Annotated in this window: 17 protein-coding genes and 1 tRNA gene; 8 read left to right on the top strand and 10 right to left on the bottom strand. The window is 47.1% G+C overall.

Features of this window, described 5'->3' with window-relative positions; genetic code table 11:
- The 3 genes from QZW82_RS13605 to QZW82_RS13595 all read left to right on the top strand — a co-directional run bounded on the left by QZW82_RS13605 (position 1) and on the right by QZW82_RS13595 (position 3,729).
- A tRNA-Ser gene (locus QZW82_RS13605) sits at positions 1–87 on the top strand.
- Between the two features lie 844 nt (positions 88–931).
- Positions 932–2,305, top strand: coding sequence for an ABC transporter substrate-binding protein (locus QZW82_RS13600; protein ID WP_293148935.1), 1,374 nt, complete (start codon positions 932–934; stop codon positions 2,303–2,305).
- A gap of 185 nt (positions 2,306–2,490) precedes the next feature.
- The gene (locus tag QZW82_RS13595) at positions 2,491–3,729 is read left to right on the top strand and encodes an FAD/NAD(P)-binding protein (protein WP_293148933.1); all 1,239 of its coding nucleotides are present in this window, start codon (positions 2,491–2,493) and stop codon (positions 3,727–3,729) included.
- Here QZW82_RS13595 and QZW82_RS13590 read toward each other — a convergent pair whose 3' ends face one another.
- The 8 genes from QZW82_RS13590 to pilM form a co-directional block, all read right to left on the bottom strand.
- Positions 3,730–4,152, bottom strand: coding sequence for a hypothetical protein (locus QZW82_RS13590; RefSeq protein ID WP_293148931.1), 423 nt, complete (start codon positions 4,150–4,152; stop codon positions 3,730–3,732). It lies immediately after the preceding gene.
- A 282-nt stretch (positions 4,153–4,434) separates the two neighbouring features.
- Positions 4,435–5,913, bottom strand: a complete 1,479-nt coding sequence (locus tag QZW82_RS13585; protein WP_293148929.1) for an NAD(P)/FAD-dependent oxidoreductase — start codon at positions 5,911–5,913, stop codon at positions 4,435–4,437.
- Between the two features lie 298 nt (positions 5,914–6,211).
- Complete coding sequence (cobD, locus tag QZW82_RS13580) at positions 6,212–7,348, bottom strand: threonine-phosphate decarboxylase CobD (protein WP_293148927.1); 1,137 nt, start codon at positions 7,346–7,348, stop codon at positions 6,212–6,214.
- A 15-nt stretch (positions 7,349–7,363) separates the two neighbouring features.
- Complete coding sequence (locus tag QZW82_RS13575; protein ID WP_293148925.1) at positions 7,364–7,657, bottom strand: HU family DNA-binding protein; 294 nt, start codon at positions 7,655–7,657, stop codon at positions 7,364–7,366.
- A gap of 1,044 nt (positions 7,658–8,701) precedes the next feature.
- On the bottom strand, positions 8,702–11,149 hold the full coding sequence (locus QZW82_RS13570; protein WP_293148922.1) for a type IV pilus secretin family protein: 2,448 nt from the start codon (positions 11,147–11,149) through the stop codon (positions 8,702–8,704).
- Between the two features lie 303 nt (positions 11,150–11,452).
- Complete coding sequence (locus QZW82_RS13565; RefSeq protein WP_293148920.1) at positions 11,453–12,268, bottom strand: pilus assembly protein PilO; 816 nt, start codon at positions 12,266–12,268, stop codon at positions 11,453–11,455.
- Positions 12,265–13,182 (bottom strand): PilN domain-containing protein, encoded by a 918-nt coding sequence (locus QZW82_RS13560; protein ID WP_293148918.1) that lies wholly within the window; start codon positions 13,180–13,182, stop codon positions 12,265–12,267. Before QZW82_RS13560 ends, QZW82_RS13565 begins: the two co-directional genes overlap by 4 nt.
- A 443-nt stretch (positions 13,183–13,625) precedes the next feature.
- Positions 13,626–14,720, bottom strand: coding sequence for a type IV pilus assembly protein PilM (pilM, locus tag QZW82_RS13555; RefSeq protein WP_293148917.1), 1,095 nt, complete (start codon positions 14,718–14,720; stop codon positions 13,626–13,628).
- 62 nt (positions 14,721–14,782) lie between these two features.
- Between pilM and QZW82_RS13550 the strand changes: the two genes are divergently transcribed.
- Both QZW82_RS13550 and QZW82_RS13545 read left to right on the top strand, forming a co-directional pair.
- On the top strand, positions 14,783–15,091 hold the full coding sequence (locus QZW82_RS13550) for a hypothetical protein (protein WP_293148915.1): 309 nt from the start codon (positions 14,783–14,785) through the stop codon (positions 15,089–15,091).
- A gap of 17 nt (positions 15,092–15,108) precedes the next feature.
- Positions 15,109–16,392, top strand: coding sequence for a sugar ABC transporter substrate-binding protein (locus tag QZW82_RS13545; RefSeq protein WP_293148914.1), 1,284 nt, complete (start codon positions 15,109–15,111; stop codon positions 16,390–16,392).
- Between the two features lie 1,733 nt (positions 16,393–18,125).
- Here the strand turns inward: QZW82_RS13545 and QZW82_RS13540 are convergent.
- Positions 18,126–19,259: a cupin-like domain-containing protein gene (locus tag QZW82_RS13540; protein ID WP_293148913.1), complete on the bottom strand. Its 1,134-nt coding sequence runs from the start codon at positions 19,257–19,259 to the stop codon at positions 18,126–18,128.
- A 268-nt stretch (positions 19,260–19,527) separates the two neighbouring features.
- Positions 19,528–20,391 (bottom strand): sugar kinase, encoded by an 864-nt coding sequence (locus QZW82_RS13535; protein WP_293148912.1) that lies wholly within the window; start codon positions 20,389–20,391, stop codon positions 19,528–19,530.
- A gap of 70 nt (positions 20,392–20,461) precedes the next feature.
- On the opposite strand from QZW82_RS13535, the gene rsmI reads away from it, so the two are divergent.
- The 3 genes from rsmI to hpxO all read left to right on the top strand — a co-directional run bounded on the left by rsmI (position 20,462) and on the right by hpxO (position 24,217).
- Entirely contained in the window at positions 20,462–21,316 is an 855-nt protein-coding gene (gene rsmI, locus QZW82_RS13530; RefSeq protein WP_293148911.1) for a 16S rRNA (cytidine(1402)-2'-O)-methyltransferase, read from the top strand.
- Between the two features lie 212 nt (positions 21,317–21,528).
- The gene (locus QZW82_RS13525; protein WP_293148910.1) at positions 21,529–22,749 is read left to right on the top strand and encodes a glycosyltransferase; all 1,221 of its coding nucleotides are present in this window, start codon (positions 21,529–21,531) and stop codon (positions 22,747–22,749) included.
- A 307-nt stretch (positions 22,750–23,056) separates the two neighbouring features.
- Positions 23,057–24,217: an FAD-dependent urate hydroxylase HpxO gene (hpxO, locus tag QZW82_RS13520; protein WP_293148909.1), complete on the top strand. Its 1,161-nt coding sequence runs from the start codon at positions 23,057–23,059 to the stop codon at positions 24,215–24,217.
- Positions 24,218–24,697 lie beyond the last annotated feature (480 nt).

Raw genomic sequence — 24,697 nt, 5'->3', positions numbered from 1 at the left:
GGAGAGGTGGCAGAGCGGTTGAATGCGGTAGACTCGAAATCTACTTTAGGGGTGACTCTAACGTGGGTTCAAATCCCACCCTCTCCGTTTTTGAAGACTTCTGGCGTAAGATATGCAAAGTACATCAAGAAAAACTTGCATATCTTACGCCATATTTTAGTGAAGATTTAGCGAAAGGCAATAATTCCTCCACCTCGCTGTTACTAAGAGTTTAGGTGACAACTCATTTGAGGGACTTGACAATTTGCTTTTGTTACAATGATAGAAAATTTGACACAATTCTTAAACTTCAAACCGCGCATCTTATTTATGTACGGAAAGAGCGATCGCCCAACTGCTGTTTTGAGCCACATACACAGTATTGTGGAAGAATTCTATCATGTCCGAAAAGAACGCTCCCAATAAAGTTGGTTCGTAGTGAGGACTTTAGTCCTCGGATGATGCGGACTAAAGTCCTCACTACAAACACGTTTTATTGCGGTAATACAACAGGCATGAGATGAGTTATTGAAGCCAACCTAGGCGAATATGACTTTTATGAACTTAATAATATGATTTTTATGAGTCCATCCAATGACTTTATGAATTGACTTTAAAAAAGCTTTTATTCATAATCATCATATAAACCTAGGACAGGAAGAAACTCATGTCGCCAAAGCCTAGCAGCTAATATTGCGCTCGTCGAGCTAAATCAAATATATAGCCTTTCTCAAAAACATGAGGTATGACTGACAGCTTATATAACCGCTTAAACTCAGGAGGCTAAAGCCCAACAACGTACCTCACCTATCTGAGAAGGGCTATATGTAGATATTTCTACAGGTTGTAAGCGGGAGTATTTGCTGGTAAGTAACAGATTTATTAGACTGTGCCAGGAAATGCTGACAGAAATCAAAGTATCTAAACAAAATCTAGTGCAGGAGAACTAATTATGTATCAGCAACCTCAAAAAAGGAAAGGCCCGCCCCCAATTGTTTTTATTGCATTTCCTTTGATTGCCTGGGGTGCATTCACGTTTATTCCACAGATATTAAATGGCAGCACTGCACCTAGATTAGTTTCTGGTAACAGTCGTCTCAGTTGGGGAGATAAGATATTGATGCAATCGCAAACAACAGCAGGAAAACAAGCAGGTGTCAAAGCTTTTGCTGAGGGTAATTACAAAGAAGCTGTTAAAAACTTTCGGGAATCGCTGCAACAAAATCGCAACGATCCAGAGACTCTAATTTATTTAAATAATGCCAAAATCAACAATGATAATTCTCTGCAAATAGCCGTCAGCGTTCCGATTGGCACTAACCCGAATGTAGCCCAAGAAATGCTCCGAGGAGTTGCCCAAGCTCAAGAGGAAGTTAATGCTGGGGGAGGGATTAATGGTGCGGGTTTGCAAGTTTTGATTGCCAACGATGACAACAGTCCAGATTTTGCCAAAGAAGTTGCAACCGAATTCGTAAAGGATCAGAAAATTTTAGCAGTCATCGGGCACAATGCTAGCAATGCTTCTCTAGCTGCTGCTCCCATTTATCAAGAAAAAAAATTGGTGATGGTTACACCAACTAGCTTTGCTAACAATTTATCAGCTTTCGGTAGCTATATTTTTCGGACAGTCCCCGCGATTCAATCGATGGCGGCTCCTTTAGCAGAATATATGGTTAAGAAAGCTGGCAAAACTAATGTTGCTATCTGTTATGATTCTCAAGCTCCTGATAACGTATCGTTTAAGGATGAATTTGTTTCGTCGTTTTCGGCTTTGGGTGGCAAGGTAGTGCCTACAGTTTGTGACTTTTCAACGCCAACTTTTAATTCGAGTGCTAGCATTGCTGATGCTGTTAGCAAAGGTGCACAAGCGTTAATGCTAGCACCTCATATCGATCGCATCGATCGCGCGATCGACCTAGCTCGCCTCAATGCTGGCAAATTAGCACTCTACGGCAGCACGACACTGTACACCTTTCAAACGGTAAAAGAGGGGAACAAAGACGTTGACGGGCTGGTTTTGTCCGTTCCGTGGCATCCTGACACTAATCCCAACAACCCATTTTCTAAGAATGCGATTCAAAAGTGGGGAGGTGCCGTGAATTGGCGAACCGCTACGAGTTTTGACGCGACTAAAGCTATTATGAGCGGTTTGCAGCGCAGCAATACGCGAGAAGGATTGCAACAAGCACTTAGGGCTCCGAATTTCGTTACCTCTGGTGCGAGTGAAGATGTGAGGTTTTTGCCAACGGGCGATCGATGGAACAAAGCGATTTTAGTACAGGTTCAACGCCAAGGCAATGATTACAGGTTTGTGGCGCTGCCTTAGAGTTGCGTAAATCTTCGATCGACAGAGCAACCGCAGATATGAGGCTCCTTAACACTGATTAACGCAGATAATTCCTAGAATTGAGAGCGAATGCTTGGAATACAGTCTATTTGGAAACCTGCAAGCGGAAATGCTCGATCGACCTATAATGAGAATTGTTATCATTCGCAAATTAGCAATTCTCCATGCAAGCGACATCAGCAGCCACGCCGCCCCAAATTGATTTAGCTTTAATCGGCGCTGGGCCCCACGCCCTGACTCTAACTGCACACATTTTGCAAAAACGCAACTGCCTGCGGGATAAACTTTTAGCATTCGATCCGAGCGGCGAATGGCTGACACAGTGGCGGAGGCAATTTGCAGCTTTAGAAATTGGGCATTTGCGATCGCCCGCAGTGCACCACCCAGATCCCAACCCTTACGAATTGCGGAGGTTTGCCGAAAATCGCTCTTCCGAATTGTTTCCCCCCTACGATTTGCCGGGAAGTCGGTTATTTGAGGAATTTTGCGCTAATACAGTTAAACGGTGGGATTTGGGCGATCGAGTTATCAAAGCAAAAGTAACTCGCATTCAGCCGAAATCTGACCGTTTTCGGCTGTGGTTTGAAGATGGCAAAAGTGCGATCGCCCGCCGAGTAATTGTCGCCACAGGTAGCGGAAAACTGAATTTCCCAGGCTGGGTAAATCAAATTAAAACACAGCATCCCGCCGAAAGAATTCGCCACTCTAGCCAAGTAGATTTACGAAATTTAGAATTATCAGGAGAACAAATATTAATTGTCGGTGGCGGGCTAACTAGCGGACATTTAGCAGTAGGAGCAATTGCTAGAGGAGCAAAAGTTTTGTTAATGACGCGGCGCTATTGCCAAGAAAAACTATTTGATGCCGAAGCCGGTTGGTTGGGGCCAAAATACCTGAAAGGATTCGCCGCTGAAGCTGATTGTCATAAACGTTGGGAAGCTATTCAAGAAGCTCGCAATGGCGGCTCGATGACACCGGAAATCATGACGCAGTTACGCAGGTTGTCTCACAGCCAAAAGCTGAAATTTCACGAAGAGTGCGAAGTTGTTGGAGTTCGGTGGGAAAATAACAGATGGACTGTGGATTGTAGCGGTGGGGAGATGTTATTTGTCGATCGCATTTGGCTGGCAACTGGCACTAAATTAGATATTACAGCCGATCCTTTGTTCGAGGAAATGCTAGAAACTCATCCCATTGAAATAGTTAAAGGTTTGCCAGTTTTAGACAAACACCTGCGTTGGGCTGGATGCGAATTATTTGTAACTGGTGGTTTAGCAGCGCTGCAAGTTGGCCCAGTGGCGAGAAACCTTTCAGGGGCGAGAATGGCGTGCGATCGCATTGTACCAGCGATCGTCAAATCCAGCGTTGCACTCTCGCCCGCAATAATTAGAACAACAGCTTAACTATTGCAACTTAACCGCAGCCCGCTGAATCGGCAAAACTTCGTCTAATGTCAATTCGCGATCGGCTGTCAGGTGACTGGAGCAGCAAATTGTGCTGAAATAAATAGGACGACCGACAACTTGAGAAAAATGCTGTTCCAAAAGTAAGCGAGAAGTGATATCGCCCAACAACTCAGAGATATCTTTTGTCAATTGTTCCGTATCGTCGCGGTGAGTAATTCTGAACTCAAAAGGCGTTTTGCCGTTAGCGCAGCCCTCGGAGAGGATCGACTTTTTAATCTCTGCATCAAAAGCATCATCTTTACCAGCCACAAAAGCAGCAGACTGAGCTGTCAAAAATTGCCAAGCTTCGGGAAACATCTTGCGAATGTTTTCCAGGGGATTTCCTGTTTCGTAAACCAAAGTAGCAGTTTTGCAATCCATGAATCAAACCTCGGGTAGTTAGTAGTGTGTCTAGACTGTATTTCAAGTTTTGATATTGATTATCATATTCATAATCGGCCACTAAATCAAGGGCTTTTCTCTCTTCTCTTCCTCTGCGCTCTCTGCGGCCTCTGCGGTTTAATCATTCAGAAACCGGGTTTTTTTCCCAATTTGCACGCCATAACAAAGCATTCTCCCAAAAAACCCGGTTTCTGACTACCCGCACCCCAATGCCCCATGCCCCATGCCCCATGCCCCATGCCCCATGCCCCATGCCCAAAACTATCTTTTCCAATACCTGCGCCAGTGAAACAAATTCTCCCATAAATTCTGCATAAAAGTATTGCTGCGGAGACGCTGCGACTCCCAAACAGCAGCAGTTTGACCGTTAATTGCCGAAAAACTCGACCAAATATAAGGAAGTTCGGCGATCGCCTCAACCTTCATTCCGTGACGCACAGCAAAGGCGATCGCATGAATCAACTCCGCAGCTTGCGGGCCCACAATAGTCGCTCCCAAAATCTCCCCGTCACGCCGCCCGACAATCTTACAAAAACCCGTTGTCTCCCCGGACATTTGAGCTCTTTCAACATTCTTGAAATATTCCCGAGCCACAATCAGATCGTCTCCAAAACGTCGCCTTGCTTGCGCTTCTGTCAAGCCAACTCTCGCCAACTGCGGATCGGAAAAAACTGCCCAAGGAATTCCGCGATAATCTATGTGAAACATCGGCAAAAACAAAGCATTTTTCACAGCCACCGCAGCTTCGCAATTGGCGATATGAGGGAACGAATAACCGCCAGCAACATCGCCACAAGCGTAAATTCGAGAATTAGTTGTTTGCAGCTTTTCATTTAAAATCAACCTGCGATCGTTAAATTTAACCCTAGCAGCTTCCAGATTTAACCATGCAAAATTGTGTCCGCGGCCAGCGGCGAGAAAAATCTCCTCAGCTTCGATCGCCCTTGGCCCAGCTTGAATCCACTTTTTACCGTCAATCATCCTAGCTTGAGTCACCTCAGTCGCAGTCAGAATCCGCACTCCTTCAGCTTCCATTCCAGCTTGCACCAAACCAGCAGCCTCGCGGTCTTCTTTAGCCAAAATCTGCGAACTTTTCACCACCAAAGTCACAGCAACGCCCAGCCGAGAAAAAATCTGAGCCACTTCGACACCGCTGGGATCTGCACCGATTACAGCCAAACTTTTCGGCAACTTTGGCAGTTTTGCTAATTCCCCGACTGTTTCGGAAGTAAAAAAGCCGACAGACGAAAGTCCTTCAATATTGGGAATTGCAGGCATTGTTGGACAAGCTAGCAAATAACAGCGCGATCGCAATTTCCGATCGCCCGCAATCAAAGCCAAATTCGGTTTGGCAACAAACTCGCTATTACCAAAAATAATATCAACCCCGCGAGCAGCTAAAACGCCAAGATCGTCAATTTCTGACAAATTAGAAACAACGCCGTCAGCCCACTTCTTAACCCCGTTAAACTGCAATGCGATCGGCATTTCGGCATTAGCCAGATCTGGGCGAAGTCCGAACTGTGGGTGGCTAATCTGGTGAGCAAAACGAGCAGCCTCCCTCAAAGTTTGGTTGTATTTCAAACCCAGGGCGATCGACTTTTCCCCTCCTGCGGGCAATTCTTGGGAATTACTGAGCGGCTCCACTAAAGCAACGCGAGCCGGGAAATTAGTTGCAGTCAAAGCAGCATAACGTCCGGCCGCAGTTCCACCAATAATCACTAAATCATAATCAAGCATAAATAGTCAGTGGTCAGTTGTCAGTTGTCAGTTGTCAGTTGTCATTTGTCATTTGTCATTTGTCATAGCAAGCTTAAAAATACCAGCGAATCTTTATATTTCTATTTCTTTATTCTCCTTCTTCTCCTTCTTCTCCTTCTTCTCCTTCTTCGTGTCCTTCGCGTCTTCGCGGTTCGTTCAAAAAATCAATCAACAGCGCGAGCGAGAATATATTATTACTTCCAAATAATTTATAAGAGTGCGAGCATCTCTCTCGCAATGCAAGAAACATCTCGCACTCCCAGCAACATCAGGGGATTCACAACTGACAACAGACATCGGCAAGTCCAGCAATCAATCGCAGATTGTCCGCCCTCCCGCGCACGGCGACTCGGAAAAATCGATCGCCCAACTCAGGAAAACTCAAACAATCTCGAATCAAAATCCGGTGTTGTTGCAACAGACTTTTTTGAATTGCAGCCACCGACACCGACGACTCAACTAACAAGAAATTAGCCGCCCCAGCCATTGGCCGCAAACCGGGTAAATCAGCCAAACCCTCAAACAGCTCTCGCCGAGCCACAGGCAGCCAATCCCAAGTTTGCCGCTCAAAAGCAGCATCTCGCACCATAGCAGCAGCAGCAGCAGCAGCCAAGGCATTCACAGGCCAAGGATCGCGCAGCAACTGCCAGCGACGCAGGATGTCGGGATGGGCGATCGCACATCCCATCCGCAGCCCCGGCAGAGAATAGAATTTGGTGAGCGATCGTAAAATCACCAAATTCGGAAATTCCTCAACTTGAGCGATCGAACTTTGCTGCTCTGCTGGCGGTAGAAAGTCCATAAAGGCCTCATCCACCACCACCATACCCAACTGCTCCAAATAAGGCCGAATCGCCTCCCTACCGAAGAGCAAACCCGTAGGATTGTGAGGGTTGTTTAGCAGCAAAGCTCGATCGGCACCGAGAGGAAGAGGAACCGGGAGAGCCAAAGAAGGAGAGACAAGGGAACCGTTAGAAACCGATAAATCATCCGTTACCAACCCGTTACCCGTCTCCGGGTTCAACGATTTCAGATCCAAAGGACAATCGAGCACCTGCGCGCCGAAAGCCGAAAGAGCTCGCCAGTAATCGCCAAAAGCCGGAGTCACCAAATAAGTCGCCTCCAGCTTCGACAAATCCCAAGCCGCCCAAGTCAACAATTCCGCCGATCCATTCCCCGGCAAAATCCAATCCGGATCAACATTCAATGCCTCACCCAAAGCAGTCCGGAGCTCTCCATAATCCGGATCTGGGTAAGCCGTGAGACTGCTCAAATGAGCTTGAATCGCAGCCAGGGCAGACTCAGGAGGGCCCAAAGGACTGATACTGGCAGAAAAATCGAGAATAGCAGAGGGAGGGCAGCCAGCCAATGCGGCTGCCCAAGCTAAATTCCCACCGTGTACAGGTCTAATCAAGACTCAGTTCACCAATTAAATTTTGGGTTCTTTCGGCGGTGCAACTCTGTCCTTGAACAACTTACCTGCGGAAAATGCAGGAACTTTAGTTGCCGGGATTTCCATCTTGTCGCCAGTTTTGGGATTGCGACCTTCACGGGCCTTGCGTTCCCGCGACTCAAACGAGCCAAAACCGACCAATGTCACCTTGTCGCCGTCGGAGACAGCTTTCATGATTGCTTCCAAGGCTGCACTCAAAACGGCATCTGCCTGTTTTTTCGTGACACTAGCATTTTCGGCCACTACATCAACCAATTCACCTTTGTTCATTCCGAACTCCTTCTGGGATTTGCAAAATACGTTAAACAGAGTTCAACTATTAGCTGTGAGTTGTAACTGTATTGGAGTTTGGGTTGGGAGCGTTTGGGTTGTCCCCTATTACTCCAGCCCGCTTCCCCAATTAAGAACTCCTGCTGAATACTAATTACCCTAGGGTAATTGGTCAGAAAAGGAATTTTCGTTTTTAGTTGCTGAAAACCCGACAGCATCTAATTTTCACTGCATTATTCTAAAGTCTTGCCGACCGTTATGGATCGGTGGAACCTTTAATTTATATGGATTTGGACAATTTTTTAAATTAATACCTAAATTTCGGTAAAAAAATACCTCTTTGGAGAGAAGATTTCTCGCCTCCGTGGATTTGAAATGAGGGAAAAAGCAGAAATAGAAGGAATAAAATGTCATTTGTCAAGGGTTAAACAAAACTTTTTTTCCTGATTCCTGATTGCTTCTGAGAGAAAGAAGGTGAATTAAAAGGAATAAAGTCTGAATTGTCAAGGGGAAAAGAAAAATTTCTTTTCCTCGAACCTCTTCTCTCTTCCCATTCGTGTCACCAATCGCCTAAAAACCTTTGTATCTCTCGTTTATAGCCGAGTCTCGATCCCCCTAAATCCCCCCGATAGTCGGGGGACTTTGAGAAGAATCCTGTCCCTCTCCCCGGATAGTCGTTTGTATCTCTCGTTTATAGCCGAGTCTAGATCCCCCTAAATCCCCCTTAAGAAGGGGGACTTTGAGAAGAATCCTGTCCCTCTTCCCGGATAGTCGTTTGTATCTCTCGTTTATAGCCGAGTCTAGATCCCCCTAAATCCCCCTTAAGAAGGGGGACTTTGAGAAGAATCCTGTCCCTCTCCCGGATAGTCGGGGGACTTGGACGACGCTCTTGTCCCCCCCTTCTTAAGGGGGGTTAGGGGGGATCTAGACTCGGCAAATCGTCAGACAGCACGCCGGCACGACTTTTGACCTTAAGTTGACACCTCTTCTATCTTCCTTCTTCCCTCTTCCTTCTTCCCTCTTCCTTCTTCCTTCGTCCGATGACTACTGTCTGGGCTGAACGGGTTGACTGCGCTGCAACAGTTGGCGGGCGTCGGGACTGATGTTGTTTTGGTAGCCAAAGTTCGATCGATCGCTATCATCCAAAATCTGGGGAGTCAGCAATACAATCAACTCTGCCCGCTGGTTGTCCTTACTGGTTCTCCTGAACAGCGAACCGATAATCGGCAAATCTCCCAAAATCGGAATCTTGTTTGCTGTAATCCGTTCTTCGTCGCGGATAATCCCGGAAACAATCAAAGTTTGACCGTCCCGCAGGCGAATTAACCCCGATTGCAAAGATCGCTCGCCCAGCAGCCTGATAATATTGGTGTTCGCGCCAGTAGACAGTTGTTGTTCGAGGCCAGGTGTCCTGATAACCGGGTTCACCCGCAAAGAAACAAAGCCATTATCGTCAACCCGATCGATCGCCACACCCAACTGCAAACCGGCCTTATCTTTCACTGCCGTCGTGGTTGTGGTACTTGTATTTCCCGTAGTCTGCGTTTGCTGAGTGATGTTACTGAGTACCTCATCAGTAATATTCACATTCGCCGTTTCTCCTTCTTGAACCACCAGAGTTGGATCGGTAAGGATTTTGGCATTCCGGGTTTCAATAGTTGCTTGCAACGCCGACAGGAACCTCCTCGGGTATTGGAACAGCGGGAACAGCGCGAAAGTTGCACTTCCGCCAGCGGTAGCCGAGCCAGGATCGTAAGTGCTAATCCCAACTCGTGAGGGGTCATTAGTGATCGGCGCTGTCGGCTGCACGAACAACCCGCCACTAGAGCCGGGGATTAAATTACCATTCCGATCTCTAACAGGAGAACCTGTCAGGGGTACGTTGATTAAATTGCCGTTCGGATCGTAGAAAGGTTCCTGATTTCCTAGGGGGTTCGGGACGATCGGCCGAGCATTGATCCCCCCAAGGGTAGTCCCACCGGGCGGATTGATGCCACCAAAATTGAGACTTGCTACTCCGTTGTCATTGACAAAGAAATTGTTATTAATTCCGAAAGAGAAACTGCTGCTACTTCTGTTGTTTCCCAGCAAGTTGACATCGATCACCTTGACGTTGACAGCCACTTGACGGCGGCGCAAATCTAGCTGAGTCAAGAAAGCTACCGCAATATCAACTTTGCGAGGATCGCCCACCAAAGTGATCGAATTGAGCCTCGCATCCGCCAGCACCGACAGTCCCCTCAGCAAGAGCGGCCCGTTGCCATCCTTAGCGCCAATTGCCTTAATGTCCGGTTCCCGAATTTCCACATCCCGCGCCGCATTTCCCTGGCCCACGGTTTGAATAGTCACCCGAGTAATCGGCAATTGAGTTTCCGCACCTTGAGCGCTCAAAAAGTTAGCTGCATCCGTAGATCTGACTTGATTGAGTCGCAGCGTCCGAACGATAATATTGCGGGAGTCGAGAGGCAAATTAGAGCCGACAAAAATCGTGCGCCCGACGCGGTTGGCTTGCAGCCCGCTGATCCGCAGCACGTAGTTGAAAACATCTTGCACCGACTCGTTTTCGATGTCCAAGGAAATTTTCGGCCCTTCATCGGCGCCTCCTGCTGCTCCCGGTGCTGCTGGAGCGGCTTGGCCCGGTTGGCCGGGGGCCCCGCCGCCTGTAAAAGCAATGTTCAATCCGGCTGCGCGGGCCAGCAGAGCTAAAACGTCGCGGACTGGGGCATCGCGCAGCACCAAACGGGGGATGCGTTCTCCCGAACTCAGTTCAATATTTGCCCCTGCCGGCGCGATGTTAGAAACCGCGATATCTCCCAAGGGTGGCGCTACAGCCCGCGGCTGGAAAGACGGAGCTTGATTGTTCTGAGATTGTATTTCGCTGGGGAGGGGCGGGCGATCGTTCCTAGTAATAGTAACTTCGGGATTTTGCAGCATCACGCCCGGGGTTTGCGACGTGCGGACGGGGGCAGGCCGGGAAGTTGTTGGGCTTAGCGGCAGTCCTGGAGGCGGCGGAGGTACATTTTGGGCTTGGTTTAGCGAGGGCAATGCAGCCTGTGTTGCTGGGGCAGACTGCGCTGTCCCGCCCTGTCCGGCAACGCTGAGGACGATGTTTTGGCCTTGTCCGGGGACAACTTGTCCGTTGGGAATTCCGTTGGTTCCTGCCACTACAACGCGGATGCTGTTAGCTTCTACCTGGGTGATTTCTACTGAGGAAATGCCCGGAGCTGGGTTATCTTGGCGGAAGCTGTTGCCTTGGCGCAGGCGGAGCTGGGTGTTGGTAATTGTGGCTTGGTAGGTATTGCCGTTGTTGATGGCAAAAACTTGCGGGCGATCGCCCTTTTCGGTAGCTAGAACAATACTTACGCCATTATTAGCTTGACTTACTTGCACTCCTGTGACTTTAGTCGGCGCGGCCGAGACGGGCGCTTGGGCGATCAGAACTCCGGCAACGCTGCTCAAGAGTCCTCCACTTAACCGTAGATGCTGTTTCACGTTCTCTCCTCTACACTTATATTATTTATGGGCATGGGGCATGGGGCATGGGGCATGGGGCATGGGGCATGGGGCATGGGGCATTTATAGCATTATTGGTTGCTTTTCGTAGAAGGGAATTGCCAATTGCGATCGTGAGTACCTGAATTACTTGAGAACGCCTTCTTCGGTTCTCAAGCATTGTGAGGTATGGGGACTTCTACCCATGCCCTATGCCCTGTTTGGCCCATGCCCACGAGTCCCTCATATGGGATCTCGAAAGGCTATAGCGACTCAGAATACCTAATATCTGACCAACTACTGCTACTTAGCAGGAGGAGTTGGAGCAGCAGGACTTGGAGCCGGAGTTGGCGGTTTTTCTTCTTGCTTTAACGGCAGCAGTGCGTGCAAGTCAAAAGTCGTTTTAATTTTAGTTTGCGGCTGCTCCACAGGGACTATTCTTCCCTTCAAAAAATCGACATTTAGTGTCCCAGTTGATGTTAGCAATTCAGATTTCAAATTCCTCACTACCAACAGCGACTGCATCAACTCCAAGTTACGCATGAAATTGCGGGTTTGAGCGAAACTGCCTTCAAACTCTAACTTGTATTTTTTGCGTCTGAGCTTGCCAGCCAGGGACGGCCCGAAGGACGTATCGCTGAGAATATCAGGGTCAGGGGCTCCCGGCACGGGTGTTGGCGATCCTGCTGGCGGGACATCCGGCTCAAATTTGGTAATTTTAGCCTTGAGGTCGTCCCCTTGCACGCCGGCGTTGATGCGATTAACCAGTTGGTTCATGTCAAGCAGCAGCGTGTTGGAACCTGCGTCGCTGGCAAACATTGCCGTCACGTTGGCCCGGCGCTGTTTGGCTTCATCTTGCTTTGCTTGTGCTTCTGACTTTTTGAGAATTAGAGTTTGCAATTCGACTTGCGTTTTCTTGCTGGCGGCAATTTTTTGCTTGATTTCGTCGCTTTTTTGGAATTCGGGGAGTACGAACTGGGAGCCGATGTAGCCGGCTACTCCGAGGCCGAGAACCGCGATGGCTATTGCTTGGACTTGGGGTGTCAGCTTAATGCCGAATATTTCCTGAGTCCCTGCTTCTTCTGCTTGTGCCCCGCTGGGAATAAACTCTGCTGTCATGGTTTTTTCACCTCTGTTTTTTGTGGTTCTAGCACTCCTTTTTCTTGAAGTGTTTCTATCCGTATTGCTAGCCCGTCTGCTTGCTTGCTCCGCAGCTCGGGGAGCAACTCGGAGGCGCCAGTCGGGCTGAGCGTTGTTTCAATTTTATATTCCACCACCGGCCGCAGTTTGGGAAGTTCTGCTGCTGCTGCGTTTGGGTTGCGTACTTGTAATTGGGTGGGGTTGCTTTTTAATGTGGCCGCTACCAGTTTGGTATCGGTGTTGAGGAAGAAAGGAGAGCGCTGGACTAGAAGCATAAAGTCGTTAACTTGAGCAAAGGTACTGGCTATCCCTGAAATTTGTACTTTTGCCGCCTGTGGCGGGGCGACTGGGATAGGAGCAGCCACCGGCGTAGGGCTGGCTGGGGACGGACTCGCCCCCGGGGAAGGACTCGCCCCAGGGGAAGCAGCGGGAGTTGGTGGGGGGGGAGGCGGTGCTGCTGCAACGGGGGAGGGACTGGGGTCGATTTGCTCGATTTTGGCAATTTGCACTCCCGCCGGAGTGCGGGCACTCAGGTCTTGCAGCATCGCCGACCAAGGTTTAATTTGGTCGAATACTCCGGCTAATGCTTTGTATTCGGCGGTAACTTTGTCGGTTTCGGCGTTGATGGCTTTGATGGCGTTGGCTTGAGTGCTTAACTTTGCCAGTTCTTGTTCGATGTTTGCTTGTTCTGTAGCCAAGCTGCTATTTTGGTTGGTCGCCCACCACCAGGTGCCCATGACGGCGGCATTGAGACCCAAGGCAAACAGCCCCGCCCCAATTAGGGGCAGTTGGTCTTTGGCTCCCCCGGAACTTCTTCTAGCTGAGCTTTTGGCTGCTGTGACTGGTTTGTAGTCGGGGCGATCGTTGAGAAAATTAATATCTAGGCTGTACATGGCTTCACTCGATTTTATAGCAGAAGGAAGTTCGGCAAGGAATTCTGTAACGGATGTAACGGATGTCAGGAAGAAGGTTTTAGTTATTTAGGAGAGAAGGAAGAAGGAGGAAATCCTATGGAAGGTGCCATCTGCCGCATGGTTTGAGCAATTAAGAACGTCCCAACCGTCTTGGCTGTTGCTATAGATTTTAATTTGAAATTTTAGATTTTAGACAGAGCGCCAGATTGCCGGTATAAGTGAAGGATTTATTTAGGGAAGAAAGAAACAACTTTCTGCCTTCTACTGAAGGAAGTGGTTGCTTCTACCTCCGATATTCTACCTTTTACCTTTTACCTTTTACCTCCAATATTCTACCTTGTGCATCAGGGGGCTTCTTTTTGCGGAAGAAGCTTTTTCCTAAAATTCTCAAATCTGTTTTTCTATTATCTAAAACTCTTAGGTCACATAACCTCCCTGAGTCCTAAACCTAAGGCTACTCCTAAGCCTGCTCGCTGTTCTGGGCTAATTTCTTCGCTGATTTCGAGTCCTAGGGTTTCGATTGGGTCTACTTGAGATGCCGGCAAGCTTAATCTTTGCATGAAAAATTCGTCAAGTTTGCCGATCGCAGCTCCTGGCCCTGCTAGCAACAGTTGTGCTACTTCGAGTTCTTCGCTCTGGTTGAGGTAAAAGTCTACTGAGCGGCGGAGTTCGTCTGCTAGTTCTCCCAATACTTTAATCATCGCATTGGTGCCGGGATTGGTGTCTCCAGACGCGCCCATTGTGTCTGTGACTGGCAGGGTCATGCCTTGCAGTTCGCTGGTGTCTCTGGTGGGAGGCAGGTTCATGGCTTGGTTGAGGGCGGTCTGGATTTGGTAGGTGCCGATCGGGATGGTACGGTTAAATTGCGGTATGCCGTCCACTACTATAGCTAACTCGGTACTGTCAAATTCTATAGCGGTGAGAACTGCGGCCTCTTGGGACGAAAATTGTTGCAGTTGGTCTTTGAGGGTGCGGATCAGGGCAAAGCTGGTTACTTCTAGTACGTCTATATCCAGTCCGGCTTCTTTGAATGTTTCGATGTAGGTATCGGTAACTTCTCTGCGTGTTGCAACTAATACCACTTGCACTTTTTCTACGCCGTCGTCATCTACAAATAGGCCTATTTTTTGATAGTCTACGTCGGCGTCTTCTCTGGGAAACGGCAAGTACAGCCCTGCTTCTGCGTTCATGTAATCCCGGAGTTCTTCTTCGTTGAGTTCTGCGGGAACTGGAATTAGCCTGATCACGGCTTCGCGGCCGGGAATGGCTGTGGCTACTTTCTTGGCTTTGATTTTGTTTTCGGCGAGGAGAGTGCGTATTAGTTCTGCAATTCCAGGCGGATCGACTATTTGCCCTTCTTGTACCATGTCTTCTGGAACTTCTATTGAAGCCAAAGTGGCTAGTTTTAATCCCTGAGTTTTCTTTTCGAGCTGAATGATGTTGATGCGGTCTGGGGCTATTTCGATCCCGATTCCTGGCTTGCGTGGGGAAAGTAGATCTTTGAAAAAGTTAACCATAGGATTGGGTCGTCGGTAATTGGTATTTTTTATGTTGTACGCTTGCCAGCCTGATTGGGCTGTTGGCTGTTGGAAGATTGGTTTCCAACTCCCGCCGATACTGCGATCGCAGCGATCTCGGTATCCCGCCTGATTCTGCGCTGCACAGTCTTTGTGGCGCGATCGCCAGTTCCGATTTTATGCTATCCAATTTACTTGACAATAGCTATTCTGCTGCGAATGTCAACAAATTTAAACTCGATCGACCGAAAACTGCCGGTTATGCAGCAAAACCGACTCTCTCCCTCCCAAAGCCCGCACGCCAAACTCTGGCGCTTAAGTCTCTCGGGTTTTGGGAGGGCGATGCTTGTTTTCTCCTTAGCCAACCTTGAATCTCAAATTAAATCCTATGAAACGTAAATCTTGGCAACTGTTCGCTGTTTTTGGGCTGGTGGGGCTGCTGCTGGCTGCGGTGGTAAGTTGCAGCAAGCCGGCTGTTAATTCCCAGACCAACAATGCGGACGCGATCGAGTTCTGGACTATGCAACTGCAACCTCAGTTTACTGAGTATTTCAACAAGACGATCGCCGGTTTTGAAGCGGAAAATCCCGGAGTGAAGGTGCGCTGGGTGGACGTGCCTTGGTCGGCGATGGAAAGCAAGGTTTTGGGGGCTGTGTCGGCGAAAACTGCGCCGGATGTGGTGAACCTGAATCCTGATTTTGCTTCGCTGTTGGCGGGGCGCAATGCTTGGCTGGATTTGGACTCTCGGATTTCGCAGCAAGTGCGATCGAGCTATCTCCCAAATATCTGGAAAGCTAGTGTACTTGAGGGCAAGACGTTTGGCATTCCTTGGTATCTGACAACTCCGGTAACTATTTACAATACGGATTTGTTTAAAAAAGCTGGAATTACCAAGCCTCCGGCTACCTATGCCGAGTTAGCAACTGTTGCAAAACAGGTAAAAGAGAAAACTGGTAAGTTTGCTTTTTTTGCGACTTTTGTACCGGAGGATTCGGCGGAAGTGTTGCAATCTTTCGTGCAGATGGGTGTGCCGTTGGTGGACGCTCAAGGTAAGGCTGCTTTTAATACAGCTAAGGGCAAAGCTGTTTTTCAGTATTGGGTTGATTTGTACAAAGGCGGGCTGTTACCGCAGGATGTTTTGGTGCAGGGACACCGGAGGGCGATCGAGCTTTATCAAGCTGGAGAAACTGCTTTGTTGGGTTCCGGGCCTCAGTTTTTAAAGGCGATCGCGGAGAATGCTCCGAGTATAGGTGCTGTTTCAACTGCTGCGCCTCAAATTACCGGAGAAACTGGCAAGAAAACTGTGGCAGTAATGAATTTAGTTGTCCCTCGCGATAGCAAGCGCCCTGATGATGCTGTCAAGTTTGCTTTGTACGTAACTAACTCTCAAAATCAGTTAGCTTTTGCCAAGGCTGCCAATGTTTTGCCTTCCACGGTTGAGACTTTGCAGGACGGTTATTTTAAGAGCGTGCCTGCCGATGCTGCTTCGAGCGATCGAGCTAGGATTATCAGCGCTTCTGGGTTGGACAAAGCAGAGTTGTTGATTCCGCCTCTCAAGGATGTTAAGAAGTTGCAAAAGGCAATTTATGACAATTTGCAAGCGGCAATGTTAGGCGAAAAAACAGTAGAGCAAGCTGTCACTGATGCGGCGGCGGCTTGGAATCAAAGGTAGTTTTTCGTTAAAGCTGGGGCGACTTTTTTTGAGTCCGCCCCTTGCTTTTTTTTGGCAACTTGACATATCATTAAATAATGGAAATCTGTGCCGCCATATATATAGGTCAATATCGGCATTAAAACTATTATCCTAGGTTCGTAGTGAGGACTTTAGTCCTTCTTTAGTAAAACTAATATTATCGTTCCCAGTTGTATGGGAATAATTTAACCGCAGAGAACACAGAGGACACAGAGAGAGAATAGAGATTTGAATGCAGGTTATGACAATTTGCAAGCGGCAATGTTAGGTGAAAAACCTGTAGACCAAGCTGTCACTGATACGGCGGTGGCTTGGAATCAAAGGTAGTTTTTCGTTAAAGCTGGGGCGACTTTTTTTTGAGTCCGCCCCTTGCTTTTTTTGGCAACTTGACATATTATTAAATAATGGGAATCCGTGCTGCCATATATATAGGTCAATATCGGCATTAAAACTATTATCCTAGGTTCGTAGTGAGGACTTTAGTCCTTCTTTAGTAAAAGTAATATAGCCTTTATCAAAAAGATGAGGTATAATTGACAGCTTACATAACCGCTTAAACGTATAGGGCCCAAGCCCAACAACGTCCGCGAATCTTTCTGAGAACTGCTATATTATCGTTCCCAGTTGTATGGGAATAATTTAACCACAGAGAACACAGAGGACACAGAGGGAGAGAATAGAGATCTGAATGGAGGTTATGACAATTTGCAAGCGGCAATGTTAGGTGAAAAACCTGTAGACCAAGCTGTCACTGATACGGCGGTGGCTTGGAATCAAAGGTAGTTTTTCGTTAAAGCTGGGGCGACTTTTTTTTGAGTCCGCCCCTTGCTTTTTTTGGCAACTTGACATATTATTAAATAATGGGAATCCGTGCTGCCATATATATAGGTCAATATCGGCATTAAAACTATTATCCTAGGTTCGTAGTGAGGACTTTAGTCCTTCTTTAGTAAAAGTAATATAGCCTTTATCAAAAAGATGAGGTATAATTGACAGCTTACATAACCGCTTAAACGTATAGGGCCCAAGCCCAACAACGTCCGCGAATCTTTCTGAGAACTGCTATATTATCGTTCCCAGTTGTATGGGAATAATTTAACCACAGAGAACACAGAGGACACAGAGGGAGAGAATAGAGATCTGAATGGAGGTTATGACAATTTGCAAGCGGCAATGTTAGGTGAAAAACCTGTAGACCAAGCTGTCACTGATACGGCGGTGGCTTGGAATCAAAGGTAGTTTTTCGTTAAAGCTGGGGCGACTTTTTTTTGAGTCCGCCCCTTGCTTTTTTTGGCAACTTGACATATTATTAAATAATGGGAATCCGTGCTGCCATATATATAGGTCAATATCGGCATTAAAACTATTATCCTAGGTTCGTAGTGAGGACTTTAGTCCTTCTTTAGTAAAAGTAATATTATCGTTCCCAGTTGTATGGGAATAATTTAACCGCAGAGAACACAGAGGACACAGAGAGAGAATAGAGATTTGAATGGAGGACAATGGTATCGGCTGAATAAGTAGGGCTAGAAGTTATTCTAGTTGTCAAGGCAAGCCCAAGGGATGAAGAGAAGACTTTAGTTGGTGCATTTAGCTTTTGGGGTTTTTAAGTCCCAAAAGCCTTTCGACTCAATTTTTCTATCGCCCCTTCTTGACTTGTCAAGACAGTACCTACGGGATTTTGGGAGTGTTTTTGTAAAGCGAACCCCAACCTACGACCAATTAATATGAGGATATTTCCATTCGTAATAATTGGGAAACACAAAATTAGTAAACGAAACCGAAATACTCACATCCAGCGATTTTACGTGATGCCACCAACCCACAGGAATAAAGATAACCTCTCCCGGTTCCAAAATCACCTCAATGATTTTCGCATTTCTGTAAAGCGGATATTTGTCATAGTCAGGATTTTCACCGTCAACTTTGCTGAAAACTCCGACATGATTGTAAAGCAGAGGTGTTTGCTGCGGACAAATCAACTTAATCAGTTTGCGTCCCGATACCTGTGCTAAAACTAAGTTAACCGGGTCGTGGTGTAGCGGTGTAATTGTACCTTTCGGGCCAAACCAAAAGAAAATTCTGCCTTTGGTATCGTCGGGAGTCAGATATTCTGGGAAAATTTCAAAGTCGTTGAATAGCGGTTTAAATTCCTCTCTTTCCAAAGTTTGGTTGTTAGCAACCATGTAGCAGTCGTTGCTAGGGCCGCCGTTGACGACCATATCTATATATTCGCGGAACTGAACGGTTTTTTTGTGGTTGTGTATCTTAATTTCGTAATCCGGGTCAGAGTTGCGGTTGGCTTGAATTTCCACCTCTGCATCGCCATATTTTTCCTGCAAATACTCTGGCGTCCACAACTGTAAGGCTTTCCAGTTGTGCATGATGTTGGTAATAATTACCGGAGTATTTTTAGCGTAATAATTTTCCAGAAAATACTCTCGGGAAAGACTGCTTTTGCGTTCGATTGTGCCAAACTTGGAAGAGAGGGCTGCTAATTGATTGTTAATGGTGAGTTGCGATTCCAGTTTCTGCAATAACTGCACGTAATGGCTGCCTGCTTGGAAGTACGGATGAGAGGATATTTTGGTAACTTCTGCGGTTGCTGTTTCGGCATCAATGCCTGTATTTATTAGGCCTTGAATGATGTCTGTATCTGGTTGATTTAATAATTTGTTGGCCGCCACCCACTGTTTGAGGTTGTCGGGGACTTCTGGTTTGCTTGGCGCTGCTGCGAGTAGATTGGGCAAGTTTTGCGTCAGCCATTCTAGATTAACCTGTTGTTCTTCGGTTAGGGTAATCCGCAAAGGGGGAAGTGTGATGGTTAGGGGTTGGGTGTCAGGCATGATTGGAGTGTTTTGTTTTGGGGTGGTTTTGTTTTGCTTGAAGTTGCTTAACTAATATAGCAATCTGGTTGGATTTGTGAATTTTGTTTGCGAACCGCGAAGACGCAAAGGGCGCGTTCGGCGAAGCCGTTCCCGAAGGGTAGGAAGAGAGGAGAGGAGTTTACAAGTTCTGAAAGGGTTGCTAGGACTATTTTAGCTTAATGAGTGTTGGCTGTTTGAGTTTTCTGGGTGCGATCGCTTTTGTCCGGATTTTTTTGTTAATTTTCAGTTAAGGTTGCAGATTTTTTATCCATTGGCGGGTTCCGAAAAATTTGCAGGAATCGGATGCTATCTTAGCTGCGGCGATTAGGGCGTTTGTAAAGTTTTCTTGTAAAATGTAGTGACAGAATGCGCCGTGGAAGATGTCGCCGGCGCCTAATGTGTCTGTGGCTTGAATTTGAGGCACTTCTAAACTACCAAAACTTCCTTTGCACAAGTATTGGATTGGTTTTTCGCCGCGCGTGATGGCAATGTTGGGAATTCCGGCTGCTGAGAGATAAGCAAAGACTTGTTCGGAATTGTGACAGTCGGGCGGATGAAAGTTATCCGAACACACAACCCATTCAACGAAGGGCAATATTTTTTCTAATCCGGGTTTCCAACTGCCGCCATCGAGGACGATTGGAATGTTTTTTGATTGGGCGAGTTGAGCAATTTCTTGGCTGGCTGGGATTTGATGTCCGTCAAAGAGTATGATATTAACTGATGTTAAAATATCTCGGTTAATTGCTTGGCTGTCAACCTGGGATTTAGTAGCGTTGACTGAGATTACTGCCCGATCGCCCGTTTGTTCCGTTACGATAATGGAAGAGACTGGCGGAGAGTGCGATCGCCCTGGCTGCAAATCGATTATCCTGACATTGTACTCTGCTAAGTCTGCACGGATTAATTGGGCGATCGCGTGAGTGCCGAAAACTCCCGCCAACACCGCCGCATTCCCCAAACCGCTAAAAGCGACCGCAGCATTTGTCGCCGGCCCGCCCGCAGCAATGGTAGAATCAACAGCAACAACTTTCTGATTTTCCCCCGGAGGCTTGGAGGCTAAATAAACTAAATCCAAAGTTGCCAATCCCAAAAACAATCCAGTGTTCATATCTTCTTAAATTTGTGGCATGGGCGTCTCGCCTGTGTTCCATCTCAGGTTAAAAATAAACAATATCAAAATGCAGCCAAATCCCAATACAGGAATACTGTACATTGTCGGAACGCCGATCGGCAATCTGGAAGATATGACATATCGCGCCATCCGAATTTTGCAAACAGCAGACTTCATCGCCGCCGAAGACACGCGCCACACAGGCAAACTTTTACACCACTTTCAAATCAAAACGCCCCAAATCAGCTATCACGAACACAACCAACACCAGCGACTCCCGGAATTAATCGATAAACTGCTGTTAGGAAACAGTATCGCCCTCGTCACCGACGCCGGAATGCCGGGAATTTCTGACCCCGGATACGAGTTAGTCAAAGCCTGCGCCGATGCTAATATCAATATTATTCCGATTCCCGGCCCGAGCGCTTGTATAGTTGGGATAAGTGCATCGGGATTACCTACAGACAGATTTGTGTTTGAAGGATTTTTACCCACCAAAGGTCAAGAACGCCAGCGGAGTTTAGAAAGTTTGCAAATAGAATCGCGCACTATTATCTTATACGAATCTCCCCACCGATTGCGGCAAACTTTACAAGATTTAGCAAACAGCTTGGGAAGCGACAGACAGATTGTGCTGGCACGGGAGTTGACGAAAATGCACGAAGAATTTTGGCGCGGTAGTATGGAAAGTGCGATCGAACTTTACACCAATCGCGAACCCCAGGGAGAATTTACCCTAGTGATTGCCGGTATCCAAACAAACGCACCAATTTTTTCAGAAGACGCCATCAAAGCCGAATTGCAAACATTAATAGCAGCAGGTGTAAGTCGTTCCCAAGCCAGCCGCCAGCTAGCCCAACAAACCTCTATTCCCCGACGCCAAATCTACCAACTCGCCCTCACAATAGGCGATAACAGTTGACAGTTGACAGTTGACAGTTGACAGTTGGAGAGCGACCTCTACCTAAAAGAAAGAGGATTGGAATAATGAATAGCCTGATTTTAATTTCTCTCTCAAAGGGAGAGGCTTTCAACCAATTTTTTCTGGTAAAAAACTCCCTCTTCTCCCCCTCTGCGCCCTCTGCGCCCTCTGCGGTTAAATAAAAAAAGCTAGACAATCACACTAAAAATTATATGGTACGCGGAAACTACGATCGCCAAAAACCCTATTTACGCAACCCCCACATCAACAAACCAATCGCCGAAATCTATGCAGACTTAGACGCCTTTAGCTGGGAGATATTTGAAGACCAACCCCACCGCTTCGATACAGTCAGTTTCTACGTCTTGCTTCCCCCGCTGTTTTACGAAGGAAAATTCATCAAAGGGATTTACTTCAGCGAAGGAGTCGAACTCATCAATAAACTATTTCCCCAACTTTCCTCAGCATTTTTCTCCTTCACCTATTCCCCCGGAACGTCCTACTCCTGGGCACCCGTAGCCGACGCTTACTCTAGTTTATACAAAAATCCGCAGCGAGCCAAGTGGTTTCGCGAAACATATCCCGATCGCGCCAACAAACCAATTATACCGCTACAAGACACCGACTTTATCAACGAATACTTAATTTCCCCTCGCAACGTCCCCGCCAAAGACATCGAACTCCTCGCAGTCGCCCGATTTTCCGAAGAAAAGAACTTGCCGATGATTGCCAAAGCCTTAAAAATTTATCGGCAAAAGTATCCGCAAAAACTCATAAAATTAACAGTTGTCAGCGGTCACGACTTTGATGTCAATAACTTGAAAACTCTTGACGAGAATGCCTTAAAAGAATTGCACGAAGTTGAAACAATTTTAGGAAATACCTCCGACTACATCAACTTACTGCCACGAGTTGACTACTACCAAGAAATCCCTAACTATTATTCGCGGGCGCAAGCATTCGTCCTGGGTTCCCTTCTCGAAGGCAAAAACCGGGGAATTACCGAAGCCATGAGTTGCAACGTACCAGTAATTTGTTTTGAAGAATTCAACCAATACGCCCGAGGAAACTCGCCCGTTTTCCCGGAAGGTGCGGGTCTTTATTCCAAATTTGACGCGGAATCCTTAGCGGATACGATTCATACAGTCTTGCAAAATCAAACTGAATTCAAACCGCGATATCAGTATTTAAAGCATTGCGGACGCAAGAACTTTTTCAATACTTGCCTTGATAGTTTTCCCTACTACCAGCATAACATTCCCGACTACAAACCAGGAGCAGCATTTAAGAATTTGTGGCTGGATTTGGCGGTGCAGCAAAATTATCAAGTCAGCTTGGATAGTTTTTTGTACGGAGGTTCTCCCCTATCTCACATTCGCGGGACAAATGCGATTGGGCAAAATCTTGGTGAATTAACCAAGTTTTTAGGCTAATTCCAAATTAATATGTATGGTGTGTAAGTTGTTTTTTTAGGTTTGTAGTACGGACTTTAGTCCGAATCCAAGAAGGACTAAAGTCCTCACTACAAACCTGAAGAACTAAAGTCCTCACTACAAACCAGGTTCGTAGTACGGACTTTAGTCCGAATCCAAGAAGGACTAAAGTCCTCACTACAAACAGGTTCGTATTACGGGTGATTGACAGACCTTGATATAAATACAATAGATGTAATTCTCGATACTAAAATCTAAAATCTAAAATAGTATGTATTAGGATTTCACTCAGCAGGAGAAACACAGAATGCACGACTTAAAAGTTGTCATTATCGGTGCCGGAATTGGTGGCTTAACTGCGGGTATCGCCCTCCAACAAGCAGGTTATGAAGTTGCAATTTACGATCGCGTCAAAGAACTGCGTCCAGCAGGCGCTGGTATCTCCATGTGGTCGAACGGCGTCAAAGTTCTCAACCGCCTTGGTTTAGGCGAAAAAATGGCGCAAATTGGCGGAAAAATGGAGCGCATGGAATACCGCACCAAAATCGGTCAACTGCTAAATGACATCGATTTAATGCCACTAATTAAACAAGTCGGTCAGCGTCCTTATCCGGTGGCGCGCCGCGACTTACAACAAATGTTATTAGCAGCTTTTAAGGGAGAAGTCAAGCTCGATCGCAAATGTATTGCCGTGGAAGAAGACGCAACCAAAGTAACTGCAATTTTTGAGAACGGAGACAAAGCGCGCGGCGATTTGTTGGTGGCTGCTGACGGCGTGCGCTCAATTTTGCGAACCCATGTATTGGGCCGCGAAGTACAGCCGAAATACGGCGGTTATATCAATTGGAACGGGCTAGTAGCGGCGGATGAAGCACTTGCGCCGAAAAATACTTGGGCGATTTATGTCGGTGACTGCAAGCGCGCCTCATTAATGCCCGTAGCGGGCGATCGATTTTACTTTTTCTTCGATGTTCCGTTACCCACAGGAACTCCCGCCAATCCCGACAATTACAAAGCCGAACTTAAAGAACATTTTACAGGTTGGGCCGAACCAGTGCAATTGCTGATAGAAAGATTCGATCCCGCAACAGTCGCCCGCCCGGAAATTCACGACGTAGGCCCGATCGACTCCTACGTTCGCGGTAGAGTTGCTTTGCTGGGAGATTCCGCCCACGCTACCTGCCCGGATTTGGGCCAGGGAGGCTGTCAAGCCATGGAAGATGGACTCGTACTCAGCAACTACCTTTCGACTACGAATTTAGGCGTAGAATACGCCCTCAAACGCTACGAAACTGAGCGGAAGCAGCGGGCGAATGCAGTTGTCGAAAAAGCGCGCCAGCGTGCCGAACAAATTCACGGCAAAGATCCGCAGGTGACACAACTTTGGTACGAACAACTGGCTAAGGAACGGCCAACTGACGTGACAGATGCGATCGCCAAAGTCATCATGGCAGGTCCGTTACACTAATAAAAATAAGGACACAGTGCGGCGATCGTTAGTGTCAACTTAACGTCAAACCAGGAGTCTCTCTTGTTTGTATCCAAGCTTCGATCCCCCCTAACCCCCCTTAATAAGCAGGGTGGATTAATTGTCAGGATAGGAGATATAAAACTACCAAAAGTATCGCTCAAAGGTCGGCTCGCGCGATCGGCCAAGGTACGTAGTTGCGCTTCAGCGCTCTTTATAAGATTAAGAAAGAGCGCAAAGATCGCAACTACATACCTAATTTGTCTGACGACAATAAAACCGCCCTGCCTAACCCCCCTTAATAAGGGGGGGACAAGAAATTTTATCAAAGTCCCCCTTCTTAAGGGGGATTGAGCAGGGTGGATTAATTGTCAGGGGGGAATGTATGATAGAACAGGTAATCAAGTCTGCCCTGTCCGGGTAGACTATCCCTTCTGAAATGAATTAACCATGAATTTAATTGAAGCAATTAAATCTGTT

Origin of the sequence: Microcoleus sp. bin48.metabat.b7b8b9.023 (genome assembly GCF_013299185.1) — a bacterium.
Lineage (GTDB): Bacteria > Cyanobacteriota > Cyanobacteriia > Cyanobacteriales > Microcoleaceae > Microcoleus.
This window is presented reverse-complemented; position numbering and strand designations above follow the sequence as displayed.